Source organism: Azoarcus indigens (genome assembly GCF_004361735.1).
Classification (GTDB): Bacteria; Pseudomonadota; Gammaproteobacteria; order Burkholderiales; family Rhodocyclaceae; genus Azoarcus; species Azoarcus indigens.
On record NZ_SNVV01000010.1, the window covers coordinates 169,854 to 194,976 of the forward strand.

A 25,123-nucleotide genomic window follows, 5' to 3' on the forward strand; every position below is an offset into this window, starting at 1 on the left:
CCGCTTTCACTTCCGGGGTGGCGTACCGGTCTGAGCCCGCATCAGCACCAGTAGGGCACCGCTGCCGCCGTCGTGTGGCCCCGCCTGGCAGAAGGCGAGGATTTCTTCCCGCTGCGCCAGCCAGCCGCGGGAGAGCTGCTTCAGGATGGACACCCGTCCGGGAGACCCCAATCCCTTGCCATGTATGACCCGGACACAGCGCCGGCCATGCTGCAGGCTGTGGGCCAGGAACTGGGCCAGGGCCGCACGCGCTTCGTCCCGGGTGTAGCCGTGCAGGTCGATCTCGCCCTGCAGCACCCAGCGCCCGCGCCTGAGATCCGACAGCACGCGGCGTGGCAGGCCGGGGCGCAGGAAGGCGGCTTCGTCGCCCATGTCCAGCCTGTCCTCGAAGCTGAGAGGGGTAGAGAGGGATTCGTCCAGTGCGGCACGCTCGTCCGCTTCTCGTTTCACCGGTGCTGGCAGGGGAGGCGTGCGTTCCAGTTCCGCCCGGTTGCGCGTGTCCACCGGTTGGGTGTCGCGCGTCATGTAGCGGAACAATTCGGCGTCGTTCATCGACTTGTGGTCGGGCGGCAAGATGACAGATGCGGTTTCGCTGGTTTTGACGCGTAGCGCCTGCTGCTTTTCCGCCTCCGCAGTAGCCCGCCGGGGCGCAGGCCCGAGTTCCACCCTGCCGCTATCGCGTAGCGGGGTAACCTCCGCATAGGCGGCGTAGAGCGGATCCAGTGGTGCCTGTCGGGGCTGTGTGGTTTCGTCCGCCTCTTCGGTCGTGGCCTTGGCGCGGGGAACGGGAGCGGGGCGGGGACGCTCCAGTTCCGCCCGGTCGTTCTTCTGTAGCGGGCGGGCGCCCTGCATGGCCTGGCGGAACAGCGCCTCCTCATCCCCGGAAGGCGCTGCCGCTACTGTGGGCACTGGGGCCTGTGCCGGCCTGGTCGGCTCGGCTGGCGACGATCCTGCCCTGGCTTGGCCGAGCTTGAGCTTGGCCAAGGCGTGGAAAGGGCTGTCGGAGGCCTTGGGACGAGGCGCCGCCGCAGGCGTGGAGGCGACCTGGCGGCGGCGCGGCATGGTCAGAGGTCCAGCGTGTCCAGGTAGCGCTCGGCATCGAGCGCCGCCATGCAGCCGGTGCCAGCGGAGGTGACCGCCTGGCGATAGACGTGATCCTGCACGTCGCCGGCGGCGAACACGCCGGTCACGCTGGTTTGGGTCGCATTTCCGTTGCGGCCCCCCTGGGTGACGATGTAGCCGTTCTCCATCTCCAACTGGCCCTCGAAGATGTCGGTGTTGGGCTTGTGGCCGATGGCGATGAACACGCCCTGGAGCGCGATGTCCTGGGTGGCGCCGCTCTTCAGGTTCTTGACGCGCATGCCGGTCACGCCGGAGCTGTCGCCCAGCACCTCGTCCAGCGTGGAATCCAGCACCAACTCGATCTTGCCCTCGGCAACCCGCGTCATCAGCTTGTCGATCATGATTTTCTCGGCACGGAACTTCTCGCGGCGATGGACCAGGGTGACCTTCTTGGCGATGTTGGCGAGGTAGAGCGCTTCCTCGACCGCGGTGTTGCCGCCGCCAATGACCGCCACGTCCTGGTTGCGGTAGAAGAAGCCGTCGCAGGTGGCGCAGGCGGAAACGCCGCGGCCGGCGAACTTCTCTTCGGACGGCAGGCCGAGGTACTTGGCGGTGGCCCCAGTAGCGATGATGAGCGCGTCGCAGGTGTATTCGCCGCTGTCGCCGATCAGGCGGAAGGGCTTCTCGCCCAACTTCACCGTGTGGATGTGGTCGAAAATCATCTCGGTGTTGAAGCGCTCCGCGTGCTTCTGGAAGCGGGTCATCAGGTCCGGCCCCATGACTCCATCCGCGTCGGCAGGCCAGTTGTCCACCTCGGTTGTCGTCATCAACTGGCCGCCCTGGGCCAGGCCGGTGATGAGAACCGGCGCCAGGTTGGCGCGCGCGGCATACACCGCGGCGGTGTAGCCGGCCGGGCCGGAACCGAGAATGAGCAAACGGGCGTGTTTTGTGGTCATGAGCCTTGTCCGAGACGGATGGGGGGGATGGCCGGAATTATAGCGAGCCCTCGGAATACCCGCCCAATGGAGCCGATAGGGACATTCAATCGGCGCGGATTGCTGCTAAAAAGGATCAGGTACATCAGGGAGATCACGGATGTAACAGGATATTCGTCTATACTTCCGTGACATTTGCCTCGATGCCAAAGGGCATCCTGTGCTAACCGACCGCCGGAGCCTTCATGAGCCAGCCCACCGCTGTTTCCACCATCGCATTGAAGACCTTCCCGCTGTTCCACGGACTGACGGACGATGTTCTGGCCGCAGTCGCGCGTGTCGCCATGATGAGGCGTATTCCGCGCGGCCAGGCCGTCGTGCGGGCGGGCGACCGAACCGATTACGTCTATTTCGTGCTCACCGGCAGCCTCAAGGTGGTGGTGAGCGACGAGGATGGCCGCGAGGTCATCTTGTCCATCCTCGGCCAGGGTGAGTTGTTCGGCGAGATGGGCATGTTCGGCGAGCAGCCGCGCTCGGCCTCGGTGATCGCCGTGGTGCCGGCGGACCTGGTGATGATCGCCAAGCAGGACTTCCGCCAGATCATGCAGGACAACTTCGAGGTGGCCTGGCGCATCATGGGCAACCTCGCGGAGCGGCTGCGCAATGCGGACCGCAAGATCGAGAGTCTGGCCCTGATGGACGTCTATGGCCGTGTCGCCCGCCTGCTGTTGGACATGTCGGAGGATGTGAACGGTGAAGCGGTGGTGGTACGCAAGATCTCCAAGCAGGACATCGCCAAGATGATAGGCGCCTCCCGCGAGATGGTGAGCCGGGTGATGAAGGACCTCGGCCAGCAGGGCCTGATCGAGGAGACGGCACAGGGCGTGGTGCTGCGCGGCCGCCTCAACGATGTCTGACGCCCAAGCACGAAACCGCCCGCGGCGACAGCCCGCTTTGTGACCAAGGGCAAAGGCCGGACGGCGGCGGAGAGCGATCGAATATAATCCCCCGCTGTCGTTTCCCCTCCGGCTCTCCCGATGTTGTTCCGTTCCTCGTCCCGTTCCCAGCCCTTGCCGGAGAAGATCTCGCTGCTGCTGCAGGAGGCGCGCTGGCTCATCCTGGGGGTGATGTCCCTGTACGTCGGCATGGTGCTGTTGGGCTACACCAAAGCCGATCCCGGCTGGTCGCATGCGGCACAGGTGGAGCGCGTCGCCAATCCGGGAGGCCGCTTCGGCGCCTGGCTGGCCGATCTGCTGCTCTATCTCTTCGGCATTTCCGCCTGGTGGTGGGTGATCTTCCTCGGCTACGGCCTGATGTGGGGATTCCGCCGGCTGAAGAACCAGCTGACGTTGGATCGCCGCTCCTTCTTCATCGTGCTCGCCGGCTTCCTGGTGGTGTTGCTGACCAGCAGTGCCCTGGAAGCCCTGCGCTTCCATAGCCACGGCGCGGCCGTGCCGCTGGCGCCCGGTGGCCTCCTTGGCATGGAGCTGGGGCAGATGGTGCAGGGTGCCTTCGGCTTCACCGGCGGCACTTTGCTGCTGCTGACTCTGCTCGCTTGCGGCATTTCTTTGTTCACCGGCGTGTCCTGGCTGGCGGTAGTGGAGGGCTTGGGTTTCTGGTTGGAGCAGTCGCTGCTGCGCGCGCGTGCCGGGTTCGGCAACTGGCAGGATCGCCAGGCCGGCAAGGAGATTGCGCAGAAGCGGGAGGCGGTGGTCGAAACCCGTCGGCGCAAGACCGAGAAGGCACAGCCCGCGCCGCTGCGCATCGAGCCGGCAACACCCGTCATCCAGAAATCCGAGAAGGTGGAGAAGGAGCGCCAGCAGACGCTGTTCGCCGATGCGCCCGAGGGGGCGATTCCGCCGCTGGCCTTGCTGGATCCGCCCAGTGGCAATGGCGAGCCGCCGTCCGCCGAATCGCTGGAATTCACTTCCCGCTTGATCGAGACCAAGCTGGGCGACTTCGGCGTCGAGGTGAAGGTGCTGGCCGCCTACCCAGGGCCGGTGATCACCCGCTACGAGATCGATCCGGCGACTGGGGTGAAGGGCAGCCAGGTGATGAACCTGGCCAAGGATCTGGCGCGCGCGCTGTCCATGGTGTCGGTGCGGGTGGTGGAGACGGTGCCGGGCAAATCCTGCATGGCGCTGGAGTTGCCCAATCCGAAGCGGCAGACGGTACGCCTGTCGGAGATCGTCGGCTCCAAGGCCTACCACGACATGGCCTCACCCCTCACCGTGGTGCTGGGCAAGGACATCGGTGGCCAGCCGGTGGTGGCCGATCTGGCGAAGATGCCGCACCTGCTGGTGGCGGGTACCACCGGTTCGGGCAAGTCGGTCGGCATCAACGCGATGATCCTGTCGCTGTTGTACAAGAGCGAACCGGAGCGGGTGCGGCTGATCATGGTCGACCCGAAGATGCTGGAACTCTCCATCTACGAAGGCATTCCGCATCTGCTGGCGCCTGTCGTCACCGACATGAAGCATGCCGCCAACGCGCTGAACTGGTGCGTGGCGGAGATGGAGAAACGCTACAAGTTGATGGCTGCGGTTGGCGTACGCAACCTGGCCGGTTTCAACAAGGCAGTGACCGAGGCGCGCAAGGCGGAGAAGCCGCTGACCAACCCCTTCTCGATCAGCCCGGAGAACCCTGAGCCGCTGGAAACCCTGCCCTATATCGTGGTGGTGATCGACGAACTCGCCGACCTGATGATGGTGGTGGGCAAGAAGGTGGAAGAGCTGATCGCCCGACTGGCGCAGAAGGCGCGGGCTGCCGGCATCCACCTGATCCTGGCCACCCAGCGTCCGTCGGTGGACGTCATCACCGGCCTGATCAAAGCCAACGTGCCTACCCGTATCGCTTTCCAGGTTTCGAGCAAGATCGACTCGCGCACCATTCTCGATCAGATGGGCGCCGAAGCGCTGCTGGGCATGGGCGACATGCTCTACCTGGCGCCGGGAACCGGCCTGCCGGTGCGGGTGCATGGCGCCTTCGTCGCCGACGAGGAAGTGCACAAGGTGGTGGAGCATCTCAAGCGAGTGGGGCCGCCGGATTACGTCGAGGGCATCCTCGCCGCGGCGGAGGACGATCTCGAGGCGGTCGGTGGCGGTGAGGGCGGGGAAGATGGCGAAGCCGACCCGCTCTACGATCAAGCGGTCGAAGTGGTGTTGAAGACGCGGCGGCCCTCGATCTCGCTGGTCCAGCGGCATCTGCGCATCGGCTACAACCGGGCGGCGCGACTGATCGAGCAGATGGAGCGCTCCGGTCTGGTTTCTTCCATGGGAAGCAATGGCAACCGGGAAGTCGTGGTCCCGGCGAAGGAGACGGAATGAAGCGCGTCTTTGCAGGCGCAGTGATGGCGATGGGCTTGCTGCTGGCTGGCCCGGCGTCCTGGGCGGCGGGTGGCGTGGAGCAACTGCGCCAGTTCGTGAAGGCGACCCGCAGCGCCGAGGGCGAGTTCGAGCAGACGGTGCTCGCGAAGTCCGGCCGCAAGCCGCAGCAGGCCGCCGGAAGTTTCGCCTTTTCCCGGCCGGGCAAGTTCCGCTGGGAGTACCAGACGCCCTACCAGCAACTCCTGGTGGGCGATGGCGAGCGGCTGTGGATCTGGGACCGCGATCTAAACCAGGTGACAGTGAAGCGCATTGGCGATGCGCTGGGGGCGACGCCGGCAGCCATCCTGTTCGGCAGCGGCGATCTGGAGCAGAACTTCGAACTTGCCGAAGGGGGCGACAGTGAGGGGCTGGCTTGGGTGGAGGCGCGCCCCAAGCAGGAAGGCAGCGGCTTTGAGGCGATGCGCATCGGTCTGGCTGGCGGCCAGGTGAAGCGGATGGAGATGCGCGACAACTTTGGCCAGACGACCACGGTGCTGTTTCCGCGCTTCGTCCTCAACCCGCCGGTGGATGCCGGCCGCTTCCGCTTCATGCCACCGACCGGTGCAGACGTGATCGGCGACGACACCACCAAGGGCGGACGCTGAGCGGTGGCTGACCTGTTCGAAGCGCTGGAGCCGCCGCGCATCCCGCTGGCCGAACGCATGCGGCCTCAGAGCCTGGACGAGGTGGCCGGACAGGCGCACCTGTTGGGGCCGGGCAAGCCGCTACGGCTGGCCTTCGAATCCGGCAAGCCGCATTCGATGATCCTGTGGGGGCCGCCAGGGGTCGGCAAGACCACGCTGGCGCGCCTCATGGCGCAAGGTTTCGATGCCGAGTTCGTCGCGCTCTCCGCGGTGTTTTCCGGCGTCAAGGAAATCCGGGAGGCCATCCAGCAGGCGCAGGCGGCCAAGTCGCGCGGCCGCCACACCATCCTGTTCGTGGATGAAGTTCACCGATTCAACAAGGCGCAGCAGGATGCTTTCCTGCCCTTCGTCGAGCAGGGGCTGGTGACCTTCATCGGCGCGACCACCGAAAATCCGTCCTTCGAAGTGAATTCGGCATTGCTGTCGCGCGCATCGGTTTACGTACTGGAGCCGCTGGGCGAACAGGCGATGGCGGCGCTGTTCGAACGCGCTCGTGCCGTTGCCTGCCCCGGCCTGGGCTTCGACGAGGATGCGCGCGACCGGCTCATCGGTTTTGCCGATGGCGATGCGCGGCGGTTGATGAACCTGATCGAGCAGGTTCAAGTGGCTGCGGACACTGCCAAAGTGGCGCCGGTAACGGCGGCTTTCGTCGACGAGGCGCTATCGCGCAATCTGCGCCGCTTCGACAAGGGGGGCGAAGCCTTCTACGACCAGATCTCCGCCCTGCACAAATCGGTGCGCGGTTCAAACCCGGACGCCGCCTTGTACTGGCTGTGCCGTATGCTGGATGGCGGCGCGGATGCGCTCTACCTCGGCCGACGCCTGGTGCGTATGGCGGTGGAAGACATTGGGCTGGCTGATCCGCGCGCGCTTGAGATCACCCTCAATGCCTGCTCCACCTATGAGCGCCTGGGCTCGCCCGAAGGGGAACTGGCACTGGCGCAGGCGACGATCTTCCTCGCATGCGCAGCCAAGTCGAACGCGGTATACAAGGCCTATAACGCCGCTCGCCAGTTCGTTTCCAAGGATGGCTCGCGGCCGGTTCCGCTGCACCTGCGCAATGCACCGACCAAGCTGCTGAAGAACCTCGGCTATGGCAAAGCCTATCGTTATGCGCACGACGAGCCGGATGCCTATGCCGCAGGCGAGAGCTACCTGCCGGACGGCATGGCGCCTCCAGGATGGTATCAGCCGGTGCCGCGTGGGCTGGAACAGCAGATTGCGGAGAAACTCGCCCGTCTCAGGAAGCTGGATGAGGAGGCGGGTGAAGATCCCGGCGTGCGCTGAACGGCGCGCCGGGATCGGGACTCACTCAGTGGGTCAGCGGATGATCCGCCATGAATCGTGCGCACAGCAGCTTCGCATGCTCGGCCTTTTCGAATTCACCCCGCTCGGTGGCTTGCTCGACGAGATCCAGCATGTAGTTGGTCAACAGCAGAACGCCCTCGCGTGTCTGCACCAGGCCGCAAGCCATCTGGGCGGCGGTTACGTCGGGAATGCCCGTGTGTTCGGCGATCAGCGACACTTCATCCTCAGTGAGGTCGCAGTAGTCTAGGCAGTCTCGAATAGATAGCATGCTCTACTCCTCCTACGAATTGCCTTCTGCGAGGCTTGGTGGTCCCCTCTGAAGGGTACTTCGTTTGAGAGGAATAGCAAGAAAAAGCGCCGGAAATTGATCAATAAGCATTTGATAAGATTGATTATTTTTGCGCTGCGGAAAAAGGGCGCCGGAGCGGTTTTTGAGTTTTCCCTCCAGCGCTTGCGGCGGTTAGCCCAGGAAACGCTTCAGCTTTCCCTGCCAAGACACTGATTGAAAAACGTTTCAGGAAATACTAATGCTCGATATCCAACTTCTCCGCGGCCAACTGGATACGGTCGCCGCCCGTCTGGCCACACGCGGCTTCGCGCTGGACGTTCAGGCCTTCACTGCGCTGGAGGACGAGCGCAAGCGCCTGCAGACCCGTACCCAGGAACTGCAATCGCAGCGCAACAGCCTGTCCAAGCAGATCGGCATGCTGAAGTCCAAGGGGGAGGATGCCAGCGCAGTGATGGCCGAGGTCGGCAAGCTGAGTGACGAGTTGAAGGCTTGCGAGCAAGCGCTGCCCGTGCTGCTGGAGAAGATCAACGCCTTTTCCGCCGGCCTGCCCAACCTGCCGCACGAGAGTGTGCCGCTGGGTGAAGACGAAAGCGGCAATGTGGAAGTGCGGCGCTGGGGTACGCCTGGCGTGTATGACTTTGAGGTGCGGGACCACGTGGACCTGGGTGGTCCGCTGGGGCTGGATTTCGAAACCGGTGCCAAGCTCTCCGGCGCACGCTTCACCTTCATGCGCGGGCCGGTTGCGCGCCTGCATCGTGCGCTTGCTCAGTTCATGCTTGACCTTCAGACCGGCGAACATGGCTACACCGAGTGCTACACCCCCTACATCGTGAACCGCGAGGTGTTGGAAGGCACCGGGCAACTGCCGAAGTTCAAGGAGGACATGTTCTGGGTGCTGCGGGGCGGCGACGAGGAGGTGCGGGAGCAGTACCTGATCTCGACTTCGGAGATTTCGCTGACGAACAGCGTGCGCGAGCAGGTGCTTGCCGCCGAGGCCCTGCCCGTCAAGCTGACCGCCCACAGTCCTTGTTTCCGCTCGGAAGCGGGCAGCGCCGGCCGCGACACCCGCGGGATGATCCGTCAGCACCAGTTCGACAAGGTCGAGATGGTGCAGATCGTCCATCCCGAGCGCAGTTACGAGGCGTTGGAGGAAATGGTCGGCCACGCCGAAGCGGTACTGCAGCGGCTGGAACTACCTTATCGCGTCGTCTCCCTGTGTACTGGCGATATGGGTTTCTCCGCCGCCAAGACGTACGACCTTGAGGTCTGGCTGCCGGCGCAGGGCACCTACCGCGAGATTTCCAGCTGCTCGAACTGCGAGGCTTTCCAGGCGCGGCGGATGCAAGCGCGCTTCAAGAACGCACAGGGCAAGAACGAGCTGGTGCATACGCTGAATGGATCGGGCCTGGCGGTTGGCCGTACGCTGGTCGCAGTGCTGGAGAACTACCAGCGCGCCGACGGTTCGATTGCCGTGCCCAAGGCGCTGCGGCCATATATGGGCGGCCTGGAAGTGCTCGAGCCTCAACGTTGAGGCCAAGCGGCAGGGGCCGGCGCTTAGGGGCGTTGGCTCAGCCGTAGCTTGGGCGGCGTCAGGGCTGGTTCGTAAGCCGGCTCCAGCCGTACCAGGATGTCGTAGAAATTGCGGATGTTCTCCGTCATGATCACTGCCTCGCCGCCGCGGGCCGCTCCGGCCTTGAGGCGGGCTGCGTATTGAGGGCGTGACAGCAGCGGCAGCACCGCCTTCATGTCCCACCACGAGGCGTTATCCCTCCCCATGCCACGTGCAATCGCGCGTGCGCCGTTCAAGTGCCCCATACCCAGGTTATAGGCGGCTGTCGCCAGCCATTGCCTGTCCGGATCTTCGATTTCGTCCGGCAACTGTTCCTTGAGCATGGAGAAGTAGCGAGCTCCGCCCAAGATGCTCTGGCGGGCGTCCAGCCGGTCGCTCACCCCCAGCCGATCCGCCGTGTCTGCCGTCAGCATCATCAAACCCCGCACTCCGGTGGGCGAAATGGCATAGGGGTCCCAGTGCGACTCCTGATAGGCCAGCGCGGCGAGGTAGCGCCAGTCGATGCCGGTTCTTGCCTGTGCATCATGGAAATGAGGCCGCAGCGCCGGCAGCCGCTCCTGGATGCGGCTGAAGAAGGTGCTGATGTCGGCTTCGTCCAGACGGCGGACGTGGCCGAAGTAGCGGTCGGCGATGCGCGAGAGGAGGGCGCTCTCGCGCGCTTCGTCCAGAAAAATCTGGACCTCACTGGCCAGCGGGTCGTTGGGTTCCAGCGGCAGGGCCCAAGCAATGTAGCTTTTCAGCGGCAGATCGTAGGCCACTGTGAGGGCAGGGTAGAGCTGGGCGGCCAGTGCGAAATGGACCCTGTCTGTCGCCACCAGGTCGTGTTTGCCCTCGGCCAATTGGGCGAGCAGCGTCTGATCATCGACCTTGGCTTGCAGGTGCATGGTCAGGTTGGGCACCCGTTTCTGGATCTGTTCCACCGTGTCCGCGGACAAGGCACCTCGGCGCACGGTAATGGCCCGCCCAGCCAATTCGCCTTCCTTGTCGACTTCAGGGGCATCGCTGCGACTTACCAGTACGTAATCGACCTCCCTCAGAGGGGCCGACCATTTCAGGGGGAAGCGATCGTTCAGGCCCAAACCTGCCGCGGCCAGGTGCGCTTCACCATTGAGTACGGCATCCAGGGCCCGCGTGGCATCGGGATAGACGACAAAACGCACCGGGACGCCCAGGTCTGCCCCCAGGCGTTCGAGCAGATCGTGCTCGAACCCGGAGGGGCGCCCATCCTCATCCATGCGATAGGAGATCGCATCCAGTCGGGTAGCAACGCGCAGTTCGCCCAAGCTGCGGAAATCCGCGATGCGAGGGGGCTTGTTGGGCGAGCACCCGGACAGGATGAAGGCGAGAACCGCCAGAACGAGGATGCGCAAGGTGGAAGGTGCGAGTTCGAGGCTGGCGGATTCTGCGTGATGGCGGCGGGAAGGGCAATTGCCCCACGTTGCCTGGAGCCTGCCGGCCGCAGGCGAAAAAGAGGTGGTGCGGAGCGGGGCGCTTGTGCGTATAATGCGCGCTCCTTTGCGGCCGCTGGCTTGCAAGGGAGCGCGGAGAGGTACCGAAGCGGTCATAACGGCGCCGACTCGAAATCGGATGGTCAAGGAAACTTGGCACGTGGGTTCGAATCCCACCCTCTCCGCCAAAAAGAATTTGACGAGGGAAAAAAAGCTGCTATAATTTTTCCTCTCTGCAGCACGGAGCGCCCGTAGCTCAGTTGGATAGAGTACCTGGCTACGAACCAGGGGGTCGGAGGTTCGAATCCTTCCGGGCGCGCCAAAAAATTCAGAACCCAGATGAGCAATCATCTGGGTTTTTCGTTTTCTGCTCGGAAAGCCTGAATCGAATCCTATCTCACGGAGGCCTCAGCCATCACTGGTGGCCAGTCTTCAGTGAAACTGCTGCGCTTGGGGCGGGAAAACAAAAAGCGGTGGCCTTTAAGGCTCACCGCTTTTCGCATATTTGCGCGGGTGCAATCAGCTTTGCCGCTTGTCCCGCTCGATCAACGCATAAGCTGAATGGTTGTGGATGGATTCGAAGTTCTCCGATTCCACCGCATAGGCATCGATGCGGGTTTCAGCGTGAACCAGGCCGGCCACGTCACGCACCATGTCCTCGACAAATTTCGGATTGTCGTAAGCACGCTCGGTGACGTACTTCTCGTCGGGGCGCTTCAGCAGGCCATAGAGTTCGCACGAAGCTTGGCTTTCAACCAACTGGACCATTTCTTCGATCCAGAGGTGATCGTTGAGCGTCGCCGTTACGGTGACGTGGGAGCGCTGATTGTGGGCCCCGTAGGCGGAGATCTTCTTGGAGCAGGGGCACAGGCTGGTGACCGGGACCACGACCTTCATCTTGAACTCGTAGCGGCCGCCTTCGTGGATTTCGCCGGTGAAGGTGACTTCATAGTCCATCAGGCTCTGTACGCCGGACACCGGCGCAGCCTTGTTGATGAAATACGGGAAGGTCATCTCCACATGCCCGGTTTCGGCTTCGAGGCGCTTCACCATCTCGCGCAGCATCGGCTCGAAGGACTCGACCGAGATCTCGCGTTCATCGCCGTTCAGGATCTCGACGAAGCGCGACATGTGGGTGCCCTTAAAGTTGTGGGGCAGGCCGACGTACATGTTGAAGACGGCGACGGTGTGCTGCACGCCGCCGTTCTTGTCCTTCACCTTGACAGGGTGGCGAATGGACTTGATACCGACTTTGTTGATGGCGATCTGCCGGCTGTCGGCCAGATTCTGGACGTCTGGGATGGCATGGGCCGCGTGTGGGGCATTCATGGGGCTGTTCTCTGTTGTATTCGGCTGAAGGCACCGATAGTGGGCGGGATGCTAGCATTCCCGACAAAACCACTCAACTATTGCTCGGATAGGCAGACTCAATCGCACTGAGGACGCCCGCCGTATTCAGGCCGACGGAAGCGAGCAACTGGGCCTGATCTCCGTGGTCGATGAAGCGATCCGGCAAGCCCAGGCGCAGGAGTCGCGGGCGTCGGGGCAAGGCGTCAAGCACCCGGGAAACCTCGGAGCCAGCGCCGCCGATGACAGCATTTTCCTCCAGCGTGACCAGCAACTCATGCTGGCTCGCGAGTTGGGCGATCAGGGCCTCGTCCAGCGGCTTGATGAAGCGCATGTTGGCGACGGTGGCATCCAACGCTTCACCGACTTCCAGCGCAACCCCCAGCATGGAGCCGAAGGCCAGCAGCGCGATCTTGCTGCCCTTGCGGCGGACCTCGCCTTTGCCGATGGGGAGCGCTGTCATCTCCCGTTCGGGAACGACGCCGGAACCGCTGCCGCGTGGGTAACGGACTGCGGTGGGGCCGTCATGGCGAACAGCGGTATAGAGCATCTGCCGGCATTCATTCTCGTCGGCAGGCGCCATGATGACGAGGTTGGGCAGACAGGCCAGATAGGAGAGGTCGAAAGCGCCGTGGTGGGTAGCGCCGTCGGCCCCGACCAGGCCGCCGCGGTCTATCGCCAGCACCACCGGCAGGTTCTGCAGGGCGATGTCGTGGATCAGTTGGTCGTAGGCACGTTGCAGGAAAGTGGAGTAGATCGCCACTACCGGCTTGAGGCCTTCGCAGGCCAGGCCGGCTGCGAAGGTGAGGGCGTGCTGCTCGGCGATGCCCACGTCGTAGTAGCGGTCCGGGTATTCCTGGGCGAAGCGCACCAGGCCGGAGCCTTCCCGCATCGCCGGGGTGATGGCGACGACGTTGGGGTCGCGCGCCGCCATGTCGCACAGCCAGTCTCCGAACACCTGGGTGTAGGTAAGCTTGCCGCTGCCCTTGGCCGGCTGGATGCCGGCTGTGTGGTCGAACTTGGAGACGCCGTGGTACAGGATGGGGTCGGCCTCGGCGAGCTTGTAGCCCTGGCCCTTGCGGGTGATTACGTGCAGGAACTGCGGGCCCTTCAGCTTCTTGAGGTTCTGCAGCGTCGGGATCAGGGTGTCGAGATCGTGGCCGTCGATGGGGCCGTAGTAGCGGAAGCCGAATTCCTCGAACAGGGTGCCGGGTGTGATCATGCCCTTCACGTGTTCCTCGACCTTGCGCGCGAAATCGGCCACCGGCGGCGCCACGCCCAGCACCCGCTCGCCCACGCGGCGGGCGGCGTTGTAGGTAGAGCCGGACATCAGACGGGCGAGGATCTTGGTCAGTGCGCCGACCGGCGGGGAGATCGACATTTCGTTGTCGTTGAGGATCACGAGCAGGTTGATCCCCTCCATGTCGCCGGCGTTGTTGAGCGCCTCGAAAGCCATGCCGGCCGACATGGCGCCGTCACCGATGACGGCGATGGCGTGAGTGTCATCGCCGCGATCCCGCGCCGCCACGGCCATGCCTAGCGCGGCCGAGATGGAAGTAGAGGAGTGCGCGGTGCCGAAGGTGTCGTATTCGCTCTCGCAGCGGCGCGGGAAGCCGGAGATGCCGCCCCAGTGGCGCAGCCCGCTCATGGCTTCGCGGCGGCCGGTGAGGATTTTGTGGCCGTAGGTCTGGTGGCCGACGTCCCAGACGATACGGTCGGCTGGAGTGTCAAAGACGTAATGCAGCGCGATAGTGAGCTCCACCGTGCCCAGGTTGGACGACAGGTGGCCGCCGGTCTTGGAGACGGACTCGATCAGGAAAGCGCGTAATTCCTCGGCAATGGAACCGAGCTCGCGCCGCTCCAGGGCGCGCAGATCGGCGGGAGAAGCGATGCGGTCCAGGTTCGGATAGGGCATTGAGCGGTCCGGCAGAGATGGGGTGATGTTCGAGTTCAGAAGGCGCGGTGCACGATGTAGTCGGCAAGCGCTTCGAGGCGCGCGCTGCGATCGCCCATGGGTGCCAGTGTTTCGCGGGCTTCGGCGAGCATGTCTTCGGCCAGTTGTTTGGCTTCGCCGAGGCCGAGCAGGCTCACGTAGGTGGGCTTGTCGTTGTCCGCATCCTTGCCGGCGGTTTTGCCCAGCGTGGCAGTGTCGGCCTCGGTGTCGAGGATGTCGTCCACCACCTGGAAGAGCAGGCCGACGAGCTTGGCGTAGTGGTCCAGGCGCTCGAGCTCGCCCGCGGGCAGAGGTTCGCCGGCCTGGGCGCCGAGCAGCACCGAGGCGCGGATCAGCGCGCCTGTCTTGTGGATGTGCATGAACTCTAGCTCTTCCCGGCTCAGTTGCTGGCCGACCGCCGCGAGGTCGATCGCCTGGCCACCGGCCATGCCGCGCGAGCCCGAGGCCTGGGCCAGCAGCGTCAGCATGCCGAGCTGGGTGCCGGGGCTGTCCGCGAGCGGGGTGTCGGCGAGCACCTGGAAGGCCAGTGTTTGCAGTGCGTCGCCGACCAGCAGCGCGGTGGCTTCATCGTACTCGACATGCACTGTGGGCTTGCCCCGGCGCAGGACGTCGTCGTCCATACAGGGCAAATCGTCGTGGACCAGCGAATAGGCGTGGATCAACTCCACTGCGCAGCCGATGCGGTCCAGCCGTTGCCGGGAGGCGCCTGCCAGCTCGCCTGCGGCGTGTACCAGCAGGGGACGCACTCGCTTGCCGCCGCCGAGCACCGCATAGCGCATCGCGGCATGAAGGCGGGCAGGGGCGAGTGCAGCGTCCGGCAGGACGTCAGCCAATGCGGTTTCCATCTGGTGCTGAACCGACTGCATCCACGTCTGGAAGTTGCTCATGTTCATGCATCTCCCTGAGTGCCGCTCTGGGTGAAGTCCACCAGCTTCTCGCCTTCCAGTTGGCGGATGCGTTGTTCCGCCTTGTTCAGCGTCTCCTGGCAGTACTTCAGCAGCCCCACGCCCTTCTGGTAACACTCCAGTGCTTGTTCGAGCGGGAGATTGCCGGACTCCATTTCCTGCACGATGGTTTCCAGTTCGGAGACGGCGGCTTCGAACGACGAGGGCGATGACGCCGGCTTGGGCATTGGATCTATAAGGCAAGCGGGGAAAAACGGGAAAATAACCGATCGTACGTCTGGCGGTCAAACGGCGTCTGGCTTAAACTAACCCGTTTATTTTTCCGGATTTCTGGTCCCGCATAGGAGGTTCGGGGATGTCCGATATCGCTTCCACGGCTCAATTGGCCCCGGCTGTTTCCCAGTTGCCGGTGTCCTGGTACTTCGACGAAAAGGTTTTCGAATTGGAGAAGAAACTTCTCTTCGATGCCGGTCCGGGGTACGTCGGCCATGAGCTGATGGTGCCTGAAGTCGGAAACTACCGCTCCCTGGAATGGCTGGACCATTCGAAGCTGCTCTTCCACACCGGCGATGGCGTGCATCAGCTGTCGAACATCTGCCGCCACCGCCAGGCCATCATGCTGCAAGGCAGTGGCAGCACCGAGCATGTGGTTTGCCCGATTCACCGCTGGACCTACGACAACCAGGGCAGCTTGATCGGCGCCCCGCATTTCCCGGCGAATCCCTGCCTGAACCTGAAGCGGGACAAGCTGGAGAACTGGCATGGTCTGCTATTCAAAGGGCCGCGTTCGGCGAATGACGACCTGGCAGGCATGCAGGTGGCGCAGGAACTGGATTTCTCCGGCTACAAACTGGACCGCGTCGAGATCCACGAGTGCAACTACAACTGGAAGACCTTCATCGAGGTGTATCTGGAGGATTACCACGTTGTGCCTTACCACCCGGGTCTCGGTAACTTCGTTACCTGCGATGACCTGACCTGGCAGTTCGGCGACTGGTACTCGGTGCAGCGCGTCGGCATCACCTCGCTGGCCAAGCCGGGCTCGGCCACCTACGGCAAGTGGCACAAGGCGGTGCAGGAGTATTACGGCGAGAAGCGGCCTCAGCATGGCGCGATCTGGCTGACTTACTACCCGAACATCATGGTGGAGTGGTATCCCCATGTGCTGGTGGTCAGCACGCTGATCCCGACCGATGTGAACAAGACCACCAACGTGGTCGAGTTCTACTATCCGGAGGATATCGTCGAGTTCGAGCGCGAGTTCGTGGAGGCGGAACAGGCCGCCTACATGGAAACCGCGATCGAGGACGACGACATCGCCGAGCGCATGGACCGCGGCCGGCTGGCGCTGATGAAGGAAGGTCGCAGTGAGGTGGGGCCTTACCAGTCTCCCTTCGAGGACGGCATGCAGCATTTCCATGAGTTCTACCGCCGACTGATGGCGCCAGGTCTGGGTGGCGCTTGAGATGCTGCCGCCCGGCAAGTTTCTGCTGACTGGGCTGTGCTGAAATGAAAAAACGCCGACTGTGCAGACAGTCGGCGTTTTTATTTGGTGGCGCTGGAGGAGGCTGGTTCAGCGCGGTGTCTGCAGTTCTTTCGGCAGGGGGAAGGTGACCTTTTCCGGCACGCCATCCAGCGGGCGCACGCTGCCGCCGCCCAGCACCTTCAGCCGCTCTATCACCTGCTCCACCAGGATCTCCGGCGCGCTGGCGCCGGCGGTGACGCCGATGCGGCGCTTGCTGCTCACCCAGGCCGGATCGATGCCTTCTGCGTTGTCAACCAGATAGGCCGGCACGCCGCGCAGTTCAGCCACTTCACGCAGGCGGTTCGAGTTGGAACTGTTGCGCGAGCCCACCACGAACACCACGTCCACATGCGGCGTCATGAACTTCACCGCATCCTGCCGGTTCTGGGTGGCGTAGCAGATGTCGTCCTTCTTCGGGCCGATGATGTTGGGGAAGCGTTCGCGTAGCGCGGTGACGATGGTTGCCGCATCATCCACCGACAGCGTGGTCTGGGTGACGTAGGCCAGCTTGTCCGGATCAGCCACCTGAAGCCCGGCGACGTCGGCGGGCGACTCGACCAGATGTACGCCATCCTTTACCTGCCCCATGGTGCCTTCCACCTCCGGATGCCCCTTGTGGCCGATCATGATCAGCTCGCGGCCTTGTTCTCGCATGCGGCCGACTTCGATGTGCACCTTGGTGACCAGCGGACAGGTCGCATCGAACACTCGCAGGCCGCGGTGCTCCGCCTCTTCGCGCACCGCCAGCGACACGCCGTGGGCACTGAAGATGACCGTGTTGCCGGCCGGCACCTCGTCCAGTTCCTCGACGAAGATGGCACCTTTGGCGCGCAGGTCGTCGACCACGAATTTGTTGTGCACCACCTCGTGGCGCACATAGATGGGCGCGCCGAAGCGGGTCAGCGCCCGCTCCACGATCTCGATCGCGCGCTCCACGCCGGCGCAGAAGCCGCGCGGCGTGGCCAGGAGGATTTCGTTTTCCGTCATGCTGCTCTCTCTGTTGCCCTGTAGCCGGTGGGCTTACAGGATGCCGATCACTTCCACCTCGAAGCGGATGGCTTTGCCGGCGAGCGGATGGTTGAAGTCGATCAGCGCAGACTGCTCGTCGATCTCGCGGACCAGGCCTGAATAGCGCGAGCCGTCGGGGGCGGTGAATTCCATGATGCTCATCGGCTCGATGGCCTCGTCCGGCATGTGCTCCCGCTTCACTCGCTCGACCAGCTCCGCGCGGTGCGGGCCGAAGCCTTGCTCGGGCTCCAACTCGAAAACCTGCCGGCTGCCGACTCCCAGGCCAATGATGAGCTGCTCCATCGCGGGCAGCATTTCGCTGGCGCCGAGTTGCAGGGTGGCGGGCGTGGCTTCGAAGGTGCTGATCAGCGGCTGACCGTTCGGTAGTGCGATGCGGTAGTGCAGGGTGACCAGGCTGTTGGCTTCGACGGTGTTGCTCACGAGGGGTTCTCCGCGGTCGGGTCGGGGGCCTTGCGCCGGTCGTGGCGGAACTGGCCCCACAGCATTAGGACGACGCCGATGGTGATCGCCGAATCGGCGAGGTTGAAGGCCGGCCAGCCGTAGCGGCCGACGTGGAAGTAGAGGAAGTCGACCACCGCGCTGTGGATCAGCCGGTCGATGACATTGCCGACTGCGCCGCCGATGATCATCGCGAAGGCCAGCGGCAGCAGCTTCTCGGCGCGATGTTGGTACATCAGCCGCAGCAGCCAGCCGCAGATCATTACCGCCAGCACAGTGAAGAACCAGCGCTGCCAGCCGGAATGCTCCGCCAGGAAGCTGAAGGCGGCCCCGGGATTGTAGACCAGCACCAGGTCGAAGAAGCCGGTGACCGGGATGGCCTGACCGTAGTCCAGGTTCGCCAGCACCAGCTGCTTGGTCAGCTGATCCAGCGCGGCGACGACAACTGCCGCGATCAGCCAGGGCGCGAGTTCCCGCAAAGGGCGGGCCTCAGGCGTGGCCACGCTGCTCGCCTTCGCCGAACAGATTGCTGTGGCAGCGGGCGCACAGCGTCGGGTGATCGGCGTGGGAGCCGACATCGTCGGTGTAATGCCAGCAGCGCTCGCACTTGGTTCTGGCGCTCGGGGTGGCGACGATACGCTCTTCGTCGGCGCTGGCCACCTGGCTCAGCACCGCGGTGGAGGTCATGGTGACGAAGCGCAGATCGCTTTCCAGGCTGGCCAGCGCGGCGAATTTGTCGGCAGCCAGCTTCAGTTCCAGCTCGGCTTGCAGGGAAGAGCCGACCCGCCCGGCGGTGCGCAAGGCCTCGATTTCCTTCAGCCCGTCGGCGCGGACGGCGCGGATCAGCTCCCAGCGCGCCGACAGTCCGGCCTCGGCTTCCTGCGCCGGCAGCGCGTGGAAGGTGTGCAGCATCACGCTGTCGTCCTTCGCCTCCGGATTGAGGATGGCCCAGGCCTCTTCTGCGGTGAAGGAGAGGATGGGCGCCATCAGCTTCAGCAGCGTCTGGGTGATGTGCCACAGCGCGGTCTGCGCGGCGCGGCGCGCCTTGGAGTCCGCCTTGGTGGTGTAGAGACGGTCCTTCAGGATGTCGAGGTAGAAGGCGCCCAGGTCTTCGGCGCAGAACACCTGCAGCGCCTGCACGATGCGGTGGAACTCGAAGCGAGCGTAGTCGGCCTCGGCCTGCGTCGCCATCTTGCGGGTGAGGGCGAGGGCGTAGCGGTCGATGTCCAGCCACTCCTCGACCGCGATCGCATCCTTGGCAATGTCGAAGTCGGCGGTGTTGGCGAGCAGGAAGCGCAGGGTGTTGCGCACGCGGCGATAGACCTCGACCACCCGGTCCAGGATCTCCTTGCTGATGGAGAGCTCGCCGGAATAGTCGGTGGAGGCTACCCACAGGCGCAGGATCTCGGCGCCCATCTTCTCGGACACCTCCTGCGGCAGGATGGTGTTGCCCAGCGACTTGGACATCTTGCGGCCCTGCTGGTCCACCGTGAAGCCGTGGGTGAGCAGCGCCTGGTAGGGCGGGTGGCCGTCGATGGCGCAGCCGGTGAGTAGGGAGGAGTGGAACCAGCCGCGGTGCTGGTCCGAGCCCTCCAGGTAAAGATCGGCGCGGGGGCCTTGTACATGGCCGTCTGGATGCGAGCCGCGCAGCACGTGCCAGTGGGTGGTGCCGGAGTCGAACCATACGTCCAGGGTGTCGCTGATCTTGTCGTAGTCGGCGGCCTCGTCGCCTAGCAGTTCCTTGGCGTCCAGCTTGAACCAGGCTTCGATGCCTTCCTTTTCCACTCGCAGGGCGACCTGCTCCATCAACTCCGCGGTGCGCGGATGCAACTCGCCGGTCTCCTTGTGCAGGAAGAAGGGGATGGGTACGCCCCAGTTGCGCTGGCGCGAGATGCACCAGTCGGGCCGGTTAGCGATCATGGCGTGCAGTCGCGACTGGCCCCAGGCGGGGAAGAAGCGCGTTGCCTCGACGCCGCGCAGCGCCCGCTCGCGCAGCGTGGAGCCGTCCGCGACCTGCTTGTCCATGCCGACGAACCACTGCGCGGTGGCGCGGTAGATCAGCGGCGTCTTGTGGCGCCAGCAGTGCATGTAGCTGTGGTTGATCTTGGCGTCGGCGAGCAGGCTGCCGACTTCTCGCAGCTTCTCGATCACAGCCGGATTGGCCTTCCAGATGTTCAGGCCACCAAAGAAGGGCAGGTCGGGGGCATAGCGGCCATCGCTCATCACCGGGGTGAGGATGTCATCGCTGCTCATGCCGTTGGCGCGGCAGGACTGGAAGTCTTCCAGGCCGTAGGCTGGGGCGCTATGCACGATGCCGGTGCCTGCGTCCAGGGTGACGTAGTCGCCAAGGAAGACTGGCGACTGGCGGTCGTAGAACGGGTGTCGGAAGGAGAGGCGGTCCAGCGCTGCGCCCTTGGCGGTCGCAACGATGCGCCCGTCCAGGCCGTAGCGCTGCAAGCAGGAGGAAACCAGGTCCTGCGCCAGGATGAGGTAGCGCTCGCCGACGTCGACCAGCGCATAGTCGATCTCCGGATGCATGTTCAGCGCCTGGTTGGCCGGGATGGTCCAGGGCGTGGTCGTCCAGATGACGGCCAGGGCGGGCTTGGCGAGCGGCGCGAGGCCGAAGGCATCGGCAAGGCGCTGGGGCTCGGCGCAGGCGAAGCCGACGTCCACTGCCGGAGAGGACTTGTCCGCGTATTCGACCTCGGCTTCCGCCAAGGCGGAGCCGCAGTCGAAACACCAGTTCACCGGCTTCAGGCCCTTGAACACATAGCCGGCCTTGACCATCTCGGCGAGGCCACGGATTTCGTTCGCCTCGTTGGCGAAGTTCATCGTCAGATAGGGATTGTCCCAGTCGCCCAGCACGCCCAGCCGGATGAACTCCTTCTTCTGGATGTCCACCTGCTCGGCTGCATAGGCGCGGCACAGCTCACGGACCTTGTCCGCCGGCAGGTTCTTGCCGTGGGTGACTTCCACCTTGTGCTCGATGGGCAGGCCGTGGCAGTCCCAGCCCGGCACGTAAGGCGCGTCGAAACCGGCCAGCGTCTTGGAGCGGACGATGATGTCCTTGAGGATCTTGTTCAGCGCATGACCGAGGTGCAGGTTGCCGTTAGCGTAGGGCGGTCCATCGTGCAGCACGAACTTGGGACGCCCGGCGGAGGCGGTGCGGATCTTCTTGTAGAGCTGCTTCTGCTGCCATTGGGCAATCCAGCCCGGCTCCCGCTTCGGCAGGTCGCCGCGCATCGGGAAGGGCGTGTCGGGCAGGTTCAGGGTCTTGCGGTAATCGGCCATGATGTCTTCTTCAATTCCGGACTAATTCGTATGGGCGGCGTGCCAAGCCCGTGCATCGTCGGCGTCGCGACGGATCTGGGCGGTCAGGGCGTCGAAGGATTCGAAACGCTGTTCCTGGCGGAGTTTGTGCAGGAAATGCACCCGCAGATGGGCGCCGTAGCATTCCTGTTGCCAATCGAACAGGTGAACTTCCAGCCGCGGCCGGCCGCTTCCATCCACCGTTGGTCGGGTACCAATATTGGCGACACCCTGAACGGTACGAGCGGCAAGCAGGCCTTCGACGCTGACGGCGAAAACGCCCGACAAGGCAGGGCGGCGATGCTTCAGCTGGATGTTCGCGGTGGGATAGCCCAACTGGCGGCCCAACTTATCTCCGTGGGCAACCCGGCCGGCGATGCTGTAGGGGCGACCCAGCAGTTCCGCTGCGTGGGCGAGTTCGCCTTTCGCCAAGGCCGCGCGCACCGCGGAGCTGGAAACCCGTTCCCCGGCGACGTCGAGCGTCGCCATGGATTCGACGCCAAAACCATTCACCCGCCCAACGCTCTGCAGCATGGCGAAGTCGCCGCGGCGGCGGGCGCCGAAGCGGAAGTCGTCACCAATATATAAATGGCGAACCGCGAGTCCGCGGACGAGAATGCCGTCGATGAAATTCTCTGCGGATAGCGCCGCAAAGTCTGCGTTGAAGCGGCAGACGTAGGCGCGCTCCACGCCGCTCGCGGCGAGCAGGATGAGTTTCTCACGCAGGGAGGAGAGGCGGGCGGGAGCCTCCGCAGCCGAAAAATATTCCCGCGGATGCGGCTCGAAAGTGAGCACCGCCGCCGGCAGCCCGAGTGCGCGGGCCTTTTCGGTGAGCAGCGAGAGCAGGGCCTGGTGGCCTCGGTGAACTCCGTCGAAGTTGCCGATGGTGAGCACCGAGGGCTGGTCAGCCTGCTCGGGAATCCCGCGAAAGACCTGCATAACTGCCCAAAAAAGCAGTAATTATAGCGAGAAAGGCGGAGGGCGGTTCAGTCCAACTGGGCGACACGAGTGCGGGATGCAGGCGGATTGTCGCTCGCATACCGGCGAATGCCGCGGAGGATGGCCTCGGCCATCTTATCCTGGTAGGCGTCGTCGTTGAGGCGGCGCTCTTCCTCTGGATTGCTGATGAAGGCGGTCTCGACCAGGATGGAAGGAATATCCGGCGCTTTCAGTACCGCGAATCCCGCCTGTTCAACCTGGGCCTTGTGCAGGGTGTTGATGTCGCCCAGTTCCGAAAGAACAGCCTTTCCGAGCTTGAGGCTGTCGTTGATCGTAGCCGTCTGGGAGAGGTCCAGCAGGGTGCGGGCGAGGTGTCCGTCCTGCTTGGCCAGATTCACGCCACCGATGAGGTCGGCGTCGTTCTCCTTCTGCGCCAGCCAACGAGCTGCAGAGCTGGTCGCACCGCGTTCGGATAGCACAAACACCGAGCTTCCCCGCGCCTCAGGGCGCACGAAGGCATCCGCGTGGATGGAGACGAATAGGTCGGCTTGCACTCGGCGCGCCTTGTCGACCCGCTGGTAGAGCGGCACGAAATAATCGCCATCCCGGGTCAGTACTGCGCGCATGTTCGGAATTGCGTCGATCTTGCGCTTGAGGCGACGGGCAATGTTCAGCGTCACCTGCTTCTCGTGGCTGCCGCGGCTGCCGATTGCGCCGGGGTCTTCGCCGCCATGTCCCGGATCCAGGGCGACGGTGAACAACCTCTCGACTTTCGGCGCATTGCGAACGGGGCGGGATGGGGCTGGTTCGGGTGCCGGCGGCATGGCAGCCGACGGCTGGGCAGAGCCCGACGCATCACCCGCGGCCGCATCCATCGGGGAAGGGCTCCGGATGAGTGCCAGGAGCGGGTCGGCTGGTTCGGTCGGATACAGGTCCAGCACCAGGCGGTGTCCATAGTCCCCCACCGGCTTGAGCGTGAACACCTGCGGATTGATGCCTGCCTTCAACTCGACGACGATGCGGACCACCCCTGGCCGGTTCTGGCCAGCACGGATGAGCCGGATATAAGGATCGGACTCCAGAACCTTGGAAGGCAGTGACTGGAGAACACTGTTCAGTTCCACTCCCTCCAGATCAACAACCAGACGCTCGGGATCCTTGACCAGGAGATGGGTGAACTTGAGCTCGGTGCTGCCTTCCAGGGTGATGCGGGTGTATTCCTCTGCCGGCCAGACGCGGACGGCGAGGAGGTTGGCGGCCGCGTAGCCGCTCGGACTGACCAGGAGCGCCAGCGACGCGCCCGCCAGCTTGAGGAGGTCGCGTCGGCTCAGGCCGGTCGGGTGGCGCTGCCCCGCGTATTCAATTGCTCCACCAGTCGGTTCAGGCATGCTTGCCCCGTTGCGGTCTTGGCTGTGACGGTTGCTTGTCGTCCCTCTCCGACGAGGGATAGATGGATCTCGACATCTGGCTGCGGCAGGTGAGGGCTGGCTTTGTCCGGCCACTCGACCACACAAACGCCTTGTCCGGTGAAGTATTCGTCAAGGCCTGCATCCAGGTATTCGTCCGGCGAATCGAAGCGATAAAAATCAAAGTGATAAAAGTCTAATCTAGAAACTAGGTAAGGTTCAATCAAGGTATAGGTGGGGCTCTTGACTTTTTGCGTATGGCCAAGGCCCCGGAGCATGCCGCGCGTCAACGTGGTCTTTCCCGCTCCCAGGTTGCCTTGCAACCAGAGTTGCAGTCCCGGCTCGAGGCTGCGGCCTATGATTTCGCCCAGCGCGAGGGTATCCGGCTCGTCTTGAAGGGTGAGCGTTACTGAAGCGCCGCCGCTATCATCACTGGGGTGAATGGTGCTGAGCATGAAAACCTCGTGGAGAAGGATGTAGCTGCCGACAGCGGCCACCTGGCGGATCTATATAAGAAGATCCAGGGCTGGGGTGCCGAACTGGGCTTTGAATCCATTGCCGTAGCGGGCGTTGATCTCGCCGATCAGGAGGATGGCCTGCTGCGATGGCTCGCTGCCGGCTTCCATGGGGAGATGGATTATATGGCCCGCCATGGCCTGATGCGGGCGCGTCCTGCGGAATTGGTGCCGGGCGCGGTACGCGTCATCACTGCCCGGCTCAACTATTGGCCGGGGGGGCGGGAGCCGGGTGAGGTGCTGGCGGATGCGAAGCTCGCCTATATATCTCGCTATGCGTTGGGGCGGGATTATCACAAGGTGCTCCGCGCCCGCTTGCAGGTTCTGGCGGAGCGTATCCATGAGCGCGCGCCTCACGGCTACCGAGTGTTCACCGATTCAGCTCCGGTCATGGAGGTGGCGCTTGCCGCCAAGGGTGGTCTCGGATGGAGAGGTAAGCACACGCTGCTGCTGGATCGCTCCGTTGGCTCCTATTTCTTCTTAGGGGAGATATTCACCGATCTTCCCCTGCCGCTGACATCTGAGGTCTCGCCTCATTGTGGAAGCTGTAGCGCCTGCATCGAAGCCTGTCCGACAGGGGCGATCGTCGGACCGTATCGTCTCGATGCCCGACGCTGTATCTCCTATTTGACGATAGAGTTAAAGGGAGCGATTCCGGAGCCGCTGAGGCCATTGATAGGCAATCGCATATATGGATGCGACGACTGTCAGCTGGTCTGTCCGTGGAATCGTTTTGCTAAGTCGACGGAAGTGCCGGATTTTTTACCCAGGCATGGTCTGGACGGAGTTGAGCTCTGTGAACTGTTCATGTGGTCTGAAGCGGATTTCAACGAAAGGATGGCCGGCAGTCCCATTCGACGAATTGGCTATATCGCCTGGCTGAGGAATATTGCGGTCGCACTGGGCAATGCCCAGGCCTCACCCGAGGTGATCGCCGCGCTGCAAGCTCGCGCTAACCATGCATCGCAGTTGGTTCGAGAGCATGTGGAATGGGCCTTGGCGCGCCTCATTGAGGCGGAGTGAAATTTTTTGGTTTTGAGGGTTGACGGTATTTGTGTGGTGTCTATAATGCGCACCTCTTCAGCGCTGCAGCGGAACGCGGCGGAGCTGAAAGGCTTGAGAAGCAAGGCGTTCT

The 25,123-nt window shown here is 63.7% G+C and carries 22 protein-coding genes and 2 tRNA genes; 9 read left to right on the forward strand and 15 right to left on the reverse strand.

Features of this window, described 5'->3' with window-relative positions; translation table 11 throughout:
• Positions 1 to 6: 6 nt before the first annotated feature.
• Together C7389_RS13240 and trxB are read right to left on the reverse strand one after the other, a co-directional pair.
• Complete coding sequence (locus C7389_RS13240; protein ID WP_246034748.1) at positions 7 to 909, reverse strand: Smr/MutS family protein; 903 nt, start codon at positions 907 to 909, stop codon at positions 7 to 9.
• A gap of 155 nt (positions 910 to 1,064) precedes the next feature.
• A complete protein-coding gene (gene trxB, locus C7389_RS13245) occupies positions 1,065 to 2,018 on the reverse strand; it encodes a thioredoxin-disulfide reductase (RefSeq protein WP_133592154.1) in 954 nt (317 codons plus the stop codon).
• Between the two features lie 224 nt (positions 2,019 to 2,242).
• On the opposite strand from trxB, the gene C7389_RS13250 reads away from it, so the two are divergent.
• The 4 genes from C7389_RS13250 to C7389_RS13265 all read left to right on the forward strand — a co-directional run bounded on the left by C7389_RS13250 (position 2,243) and on the right by C7389_RS13265 (position 7,293).
• Positions 2,243 to 2,914: a Crp/Fnr family transcriptional regulator gene (locus C7389_RS13250; protein ID WP_133592156.1), complete on the forward strand. Its 672-nt coding sequence runs from the start codon at positions 2,243 to 2,245 to the stop codon at positions 2,912 to 2,914.
• A 120-nt stretch (positions 2,915 to 3,034) separates the two neighbouring features.
• Positions 3,035 to 5,323 (forward strand): DNA translocase FtsK, encoded by a 2,289-nt coding sequence (locus tag C7389_RS13255; RefSeq protein ID WP_133592158.1) that lies wholly within the window; start codon positions 3,035 to 3,037, stop codon positions 5,321 to 5,323.
• The gene (gene lolA, locus C7389_RS13260) at positions 5,320 to 5,967 is read left to right on the forward strand and encodes an outer membrane lipoprotein periplasmic chaperone LolA (protein ID WP_246034750.1); all 648 of its coding nucleotides are present in this window, start codon (positions 5,320 to 5,322) and stop codon (positions 5,965 to 5,967) included. The genes C7389_RS13255 and lolA overlap by 4 nt, the downstream gene beginning before the upstream one ends.
• 3 nt (positions 5,968 to 5,970) lie before the next feature.
• The gene (locus tag C7389_RS13265) at positions 5,971 to 7,293 is read left to right on the forward strand and encodes a replication-associated recombination protein A (RefSeq protein ID WP_133592160.1); all 1,323 of its coding nucleotides are present in this window, start codon (positions 5,971 to 5,973) and stop codon (positions 7,291 to 7,293) included.
• A gap of 25 nt (positions 7,294 to 7,318) precedes the next feature.
• Here the strand turns inward: C7389_RS13265 and C7389_RS13270 are convergent, their stop codons facing one another.
• On the reverse strand, positions 7,319 to 7,582 hold the full coding sequence (locus C7389_RS13270) for a hypothetical protein (protein WP_133592162.1): 264 nt from the start codon (positions 7,580 to 7,582) through the stop codon (positions 7,319 to 7,321).
• A 259-nt stretch (positions 7,583 to 7,841) separates the two neighbouring features.
• Here C7389_RS13270 and serS point away from each other — a divergent pair, with 259 nt between their 5' ends.
• On the forward strand, positions 7,842 to 9,134 hold the full coding sequence (serS, locus tag C7389_RS13275) for a serine--tRNA ligase (protein ID WP_133592165.1): 1,293 nt from the start codon (positions 7,842 to 7,844) through the stop codon (positions 9,132 to 9,134).
• Positions 9,135 to 9,157: 23 nt separating this feature from the next.
• Here serS and mltF read toward each other — a convergent pair whose 3' ends face one another.
• Positions 9,158 to 10,543 (reverse strand): membrane-bound lytic murein transglycosylase MltF, encoded by a 1,386-nt coding sequence (gene mltF, locus C7389_RS13280; protein ID WP_162851733.1) that lies wholly within the window; start codon positions 10,541 to 10,543, stop codon positions 9,158 to 9,160.
• Between the two features lie 173 nt (positions 10,544 to 10,716).
• Here mltF and C7389_RS13285 point away from each other — a divergent pair.
• Positions 10,717 to 10,809: transfer RNA gene (locus C7389_RS13285), tRNA-Ser, on the forward strand.
• A gap of 57 nt (positions 10,810 to 10,866) precedes the next feature.
• Positions 10,867 to 10,943: transfer RNA gene (locus C7389_RS13290), tRNA-Arg, on the forward strand.
• A gap of 197 nt (positions 10,944 to 11,140) precedes the next feature.
• Here the strand turns inward: C7389_RS13290 and folE2 are convergent.
• The 4 genes from folE2 to C7389_RS13310 all read right to left on the reverse strand — a co-directional run bounded on the left by folE2 (position 11,141) and on the right by C7389_RS13310 (position 15,054).
• Positions 11,141 to 11,950 (reverse strand): GTP cyclohydrolase FolE2, encoded by an 810-nt coding sequence (gene folE2 / locus C7389_RS13295; RefSeq protein ID WP_133592169.1) that lies wholly within the window; start codon positions 11,948 to 11,950, stop codon positions 11,141 to 11,143.
• A 73-nt stretch (positions 11,951 to 12,023) separates the two neighbouring features.
• A complete protein-coding gene (gene dxs, locus C7389_RS13300; protein ID WP_133592171.1) occupies positions 12,024 to 13,883 on the reverse strand; it encodes a 1-deoxy-D-xylulose-5-phosphate synthase in 1,860 nt (619 codons plus the stop codon).
• Between the two features lie 35 nt (positions 13,884 to 13,918).
• Entirely contained in the window at positions 13,919 to 14,815 is an 897-nt protein-coding gene (locus C7389_RS13305; RefSeq protein WP_211168358.1) for a polyprenyl synthetase family protein, read from the reverse strand.
• Complete coding sequence (locus tag C7389_RS13310) at positions 14,812 to 15,054, reverse strand: exodeoxyribonuclease VII small subunit (RefSeq protein WP_133592173.1); 243 nt, start codon at positions 15,052 to 15,054, stop codon at positions 14,812 to 14,814. The genes C7389_RS13305 and C7389_RS13310 overlap by 4 nt, the downstream gene beginning before the upstream one ends.
• 128 nt (positions 15,055 to 15,182) lie before the next feature.
• Here C7389_RS13310 and C7389_RS13315 point away from each other — a divergent pair, with 128 nt between their 5' ends.
• On the forward strand, positions 15,183 to 16,292 hold the full coding sequence (locus C7389_RS13315; protein WP_133592176.1) for an aromatic ring-hydroxylating oxygenase subunit alpha: 1,110 nt from the start codon (positions 15,183 to 15,185) through the stop codon (positions 16,290 to 16,292).
• Positions 16,293 to 16,400: 108 nt separating this feature from the next.
• On the opposite strand, the gene ispH is transcribed toward C7389_RS13315, so the two are convergent.
• From ispH to tsaE, 7 genes are read right to left on the reverse strand one after another with little or no spacing between them, the layout of a single operon-like run.
• Positions 16,401 to 17,339 (reverse strand): 4-hydroxy-3-methylbut-2-enyl diphosphate reductase, encoded by a 939-nt coding sequence (gene ispH, locus C7389_RS13320; protein ID WP_133592178.1) that lies wholly within the window; start codon positions 17,337 to 17,339, stop codon positions 16,401 to 16,403.
• A 33-nt stretch (positions 17,340 to 17,372) separates the two neighbouring features.
• Entirely contained in the window at positions 17,373 to 17,801 is a 429-nt protein-coding gene (locus C7389_RS13325; RefSeq protein WP_133592180.1) for an FKBP-type peptidyl-prolyl cis-trans isomerase, read from the reverse strand.
• Positions 17,798 to 18,322 carry a signal peptidase II gene (gene lspA / locus C7389_RS13330; RefSeq protein WP_246034752.1) on the reverse strand — a complete coding sequence of 175 codons (525 nt, stop codon included), beginning with the start codon at positions 18,320 to 18,322 and terminating at the stop codon, positions 17,798 to 17,800. Before lspA ends, C7389_RS13325 begins: the two co-directional genes overlap by 4 nt.
• Entirely contained in the window at positions 18,309 to 21,110 is a 2,802-nt protein-coding gene (ileS, locus tag C7389_RS13335; RefSeq protein ID WP_133592186.1) for an isoleucine--tRNA ligase, read from the reverse strand. The genes lspA and ileS overlap by 14 nt, the downstream gene beginning before the upstream one ends.
• A 21-nt stretch (positions 21,111 to 21,131) precedes the next feature.
• Positions 21,132 to 22,067, reverse strand: coding sequence for a bifunctional riboflavin kinase/FAD synthetase (locus C7389_RS13340; protein WP_133592188.1), 936 nt, complete (start codon positions 22,065 to 22,067; stop codon positions 21,132 to 21,134).
• Positions 22,068 to 22,114: 47 nt separating this feature from the next.
• Positions 22,115 to 23,455 (reverse strand): N-acetylmuramoyl-L-alanine amidase, encoded by a 1,341-nt coding sequence (locus tag C7389_RS13345; RefSeq protein ID WP_133592190.1) that lies wholly within the window; start codon positions 23,453 to 23,455, stop codon positions 22,115 to 22,117.
• Positions 23,395 to 23,928, reverse strand: a complete 534-nt coding sequence (gene tsaE, locus C7389_RS13350) for a tRNA (adenosine(37)-N6)-threonylcarbamoyltransferase complex ATPase subunit type 1 TsaE (protein WP_133592192.1) — start codon at positions 23,926 to 23,928, stop codon at positions 23,395 to 23,397. The genes C7389_RS13345 and tsaE overlap by 61 nt, the downstream gene beginning before the upstream one ends.
• A 9-nt stretch (positions 23,929 to 23,937) precedes the next feature.
• Here tsaE and queG point away from each other — a divergent pair, with 9 nt between their 5' ends.
• Positions 23,938 to 25,011 carry a tRNA epoxyqueuosine(34) reductase QueG gene (gene queG / locus C7389_RS13355; protein ID WP_133592194.1) on the forward strand — a complete coding sequence of 358 codons (1,074 nt, stop codon included), beginning with the start codon at positions 23,938 to 23,940 and terminating at the stop codon, positions 25,009 to 25,011.
• Positions 25,012 to 25,123 lie beyond the last annotated feature (112 nt).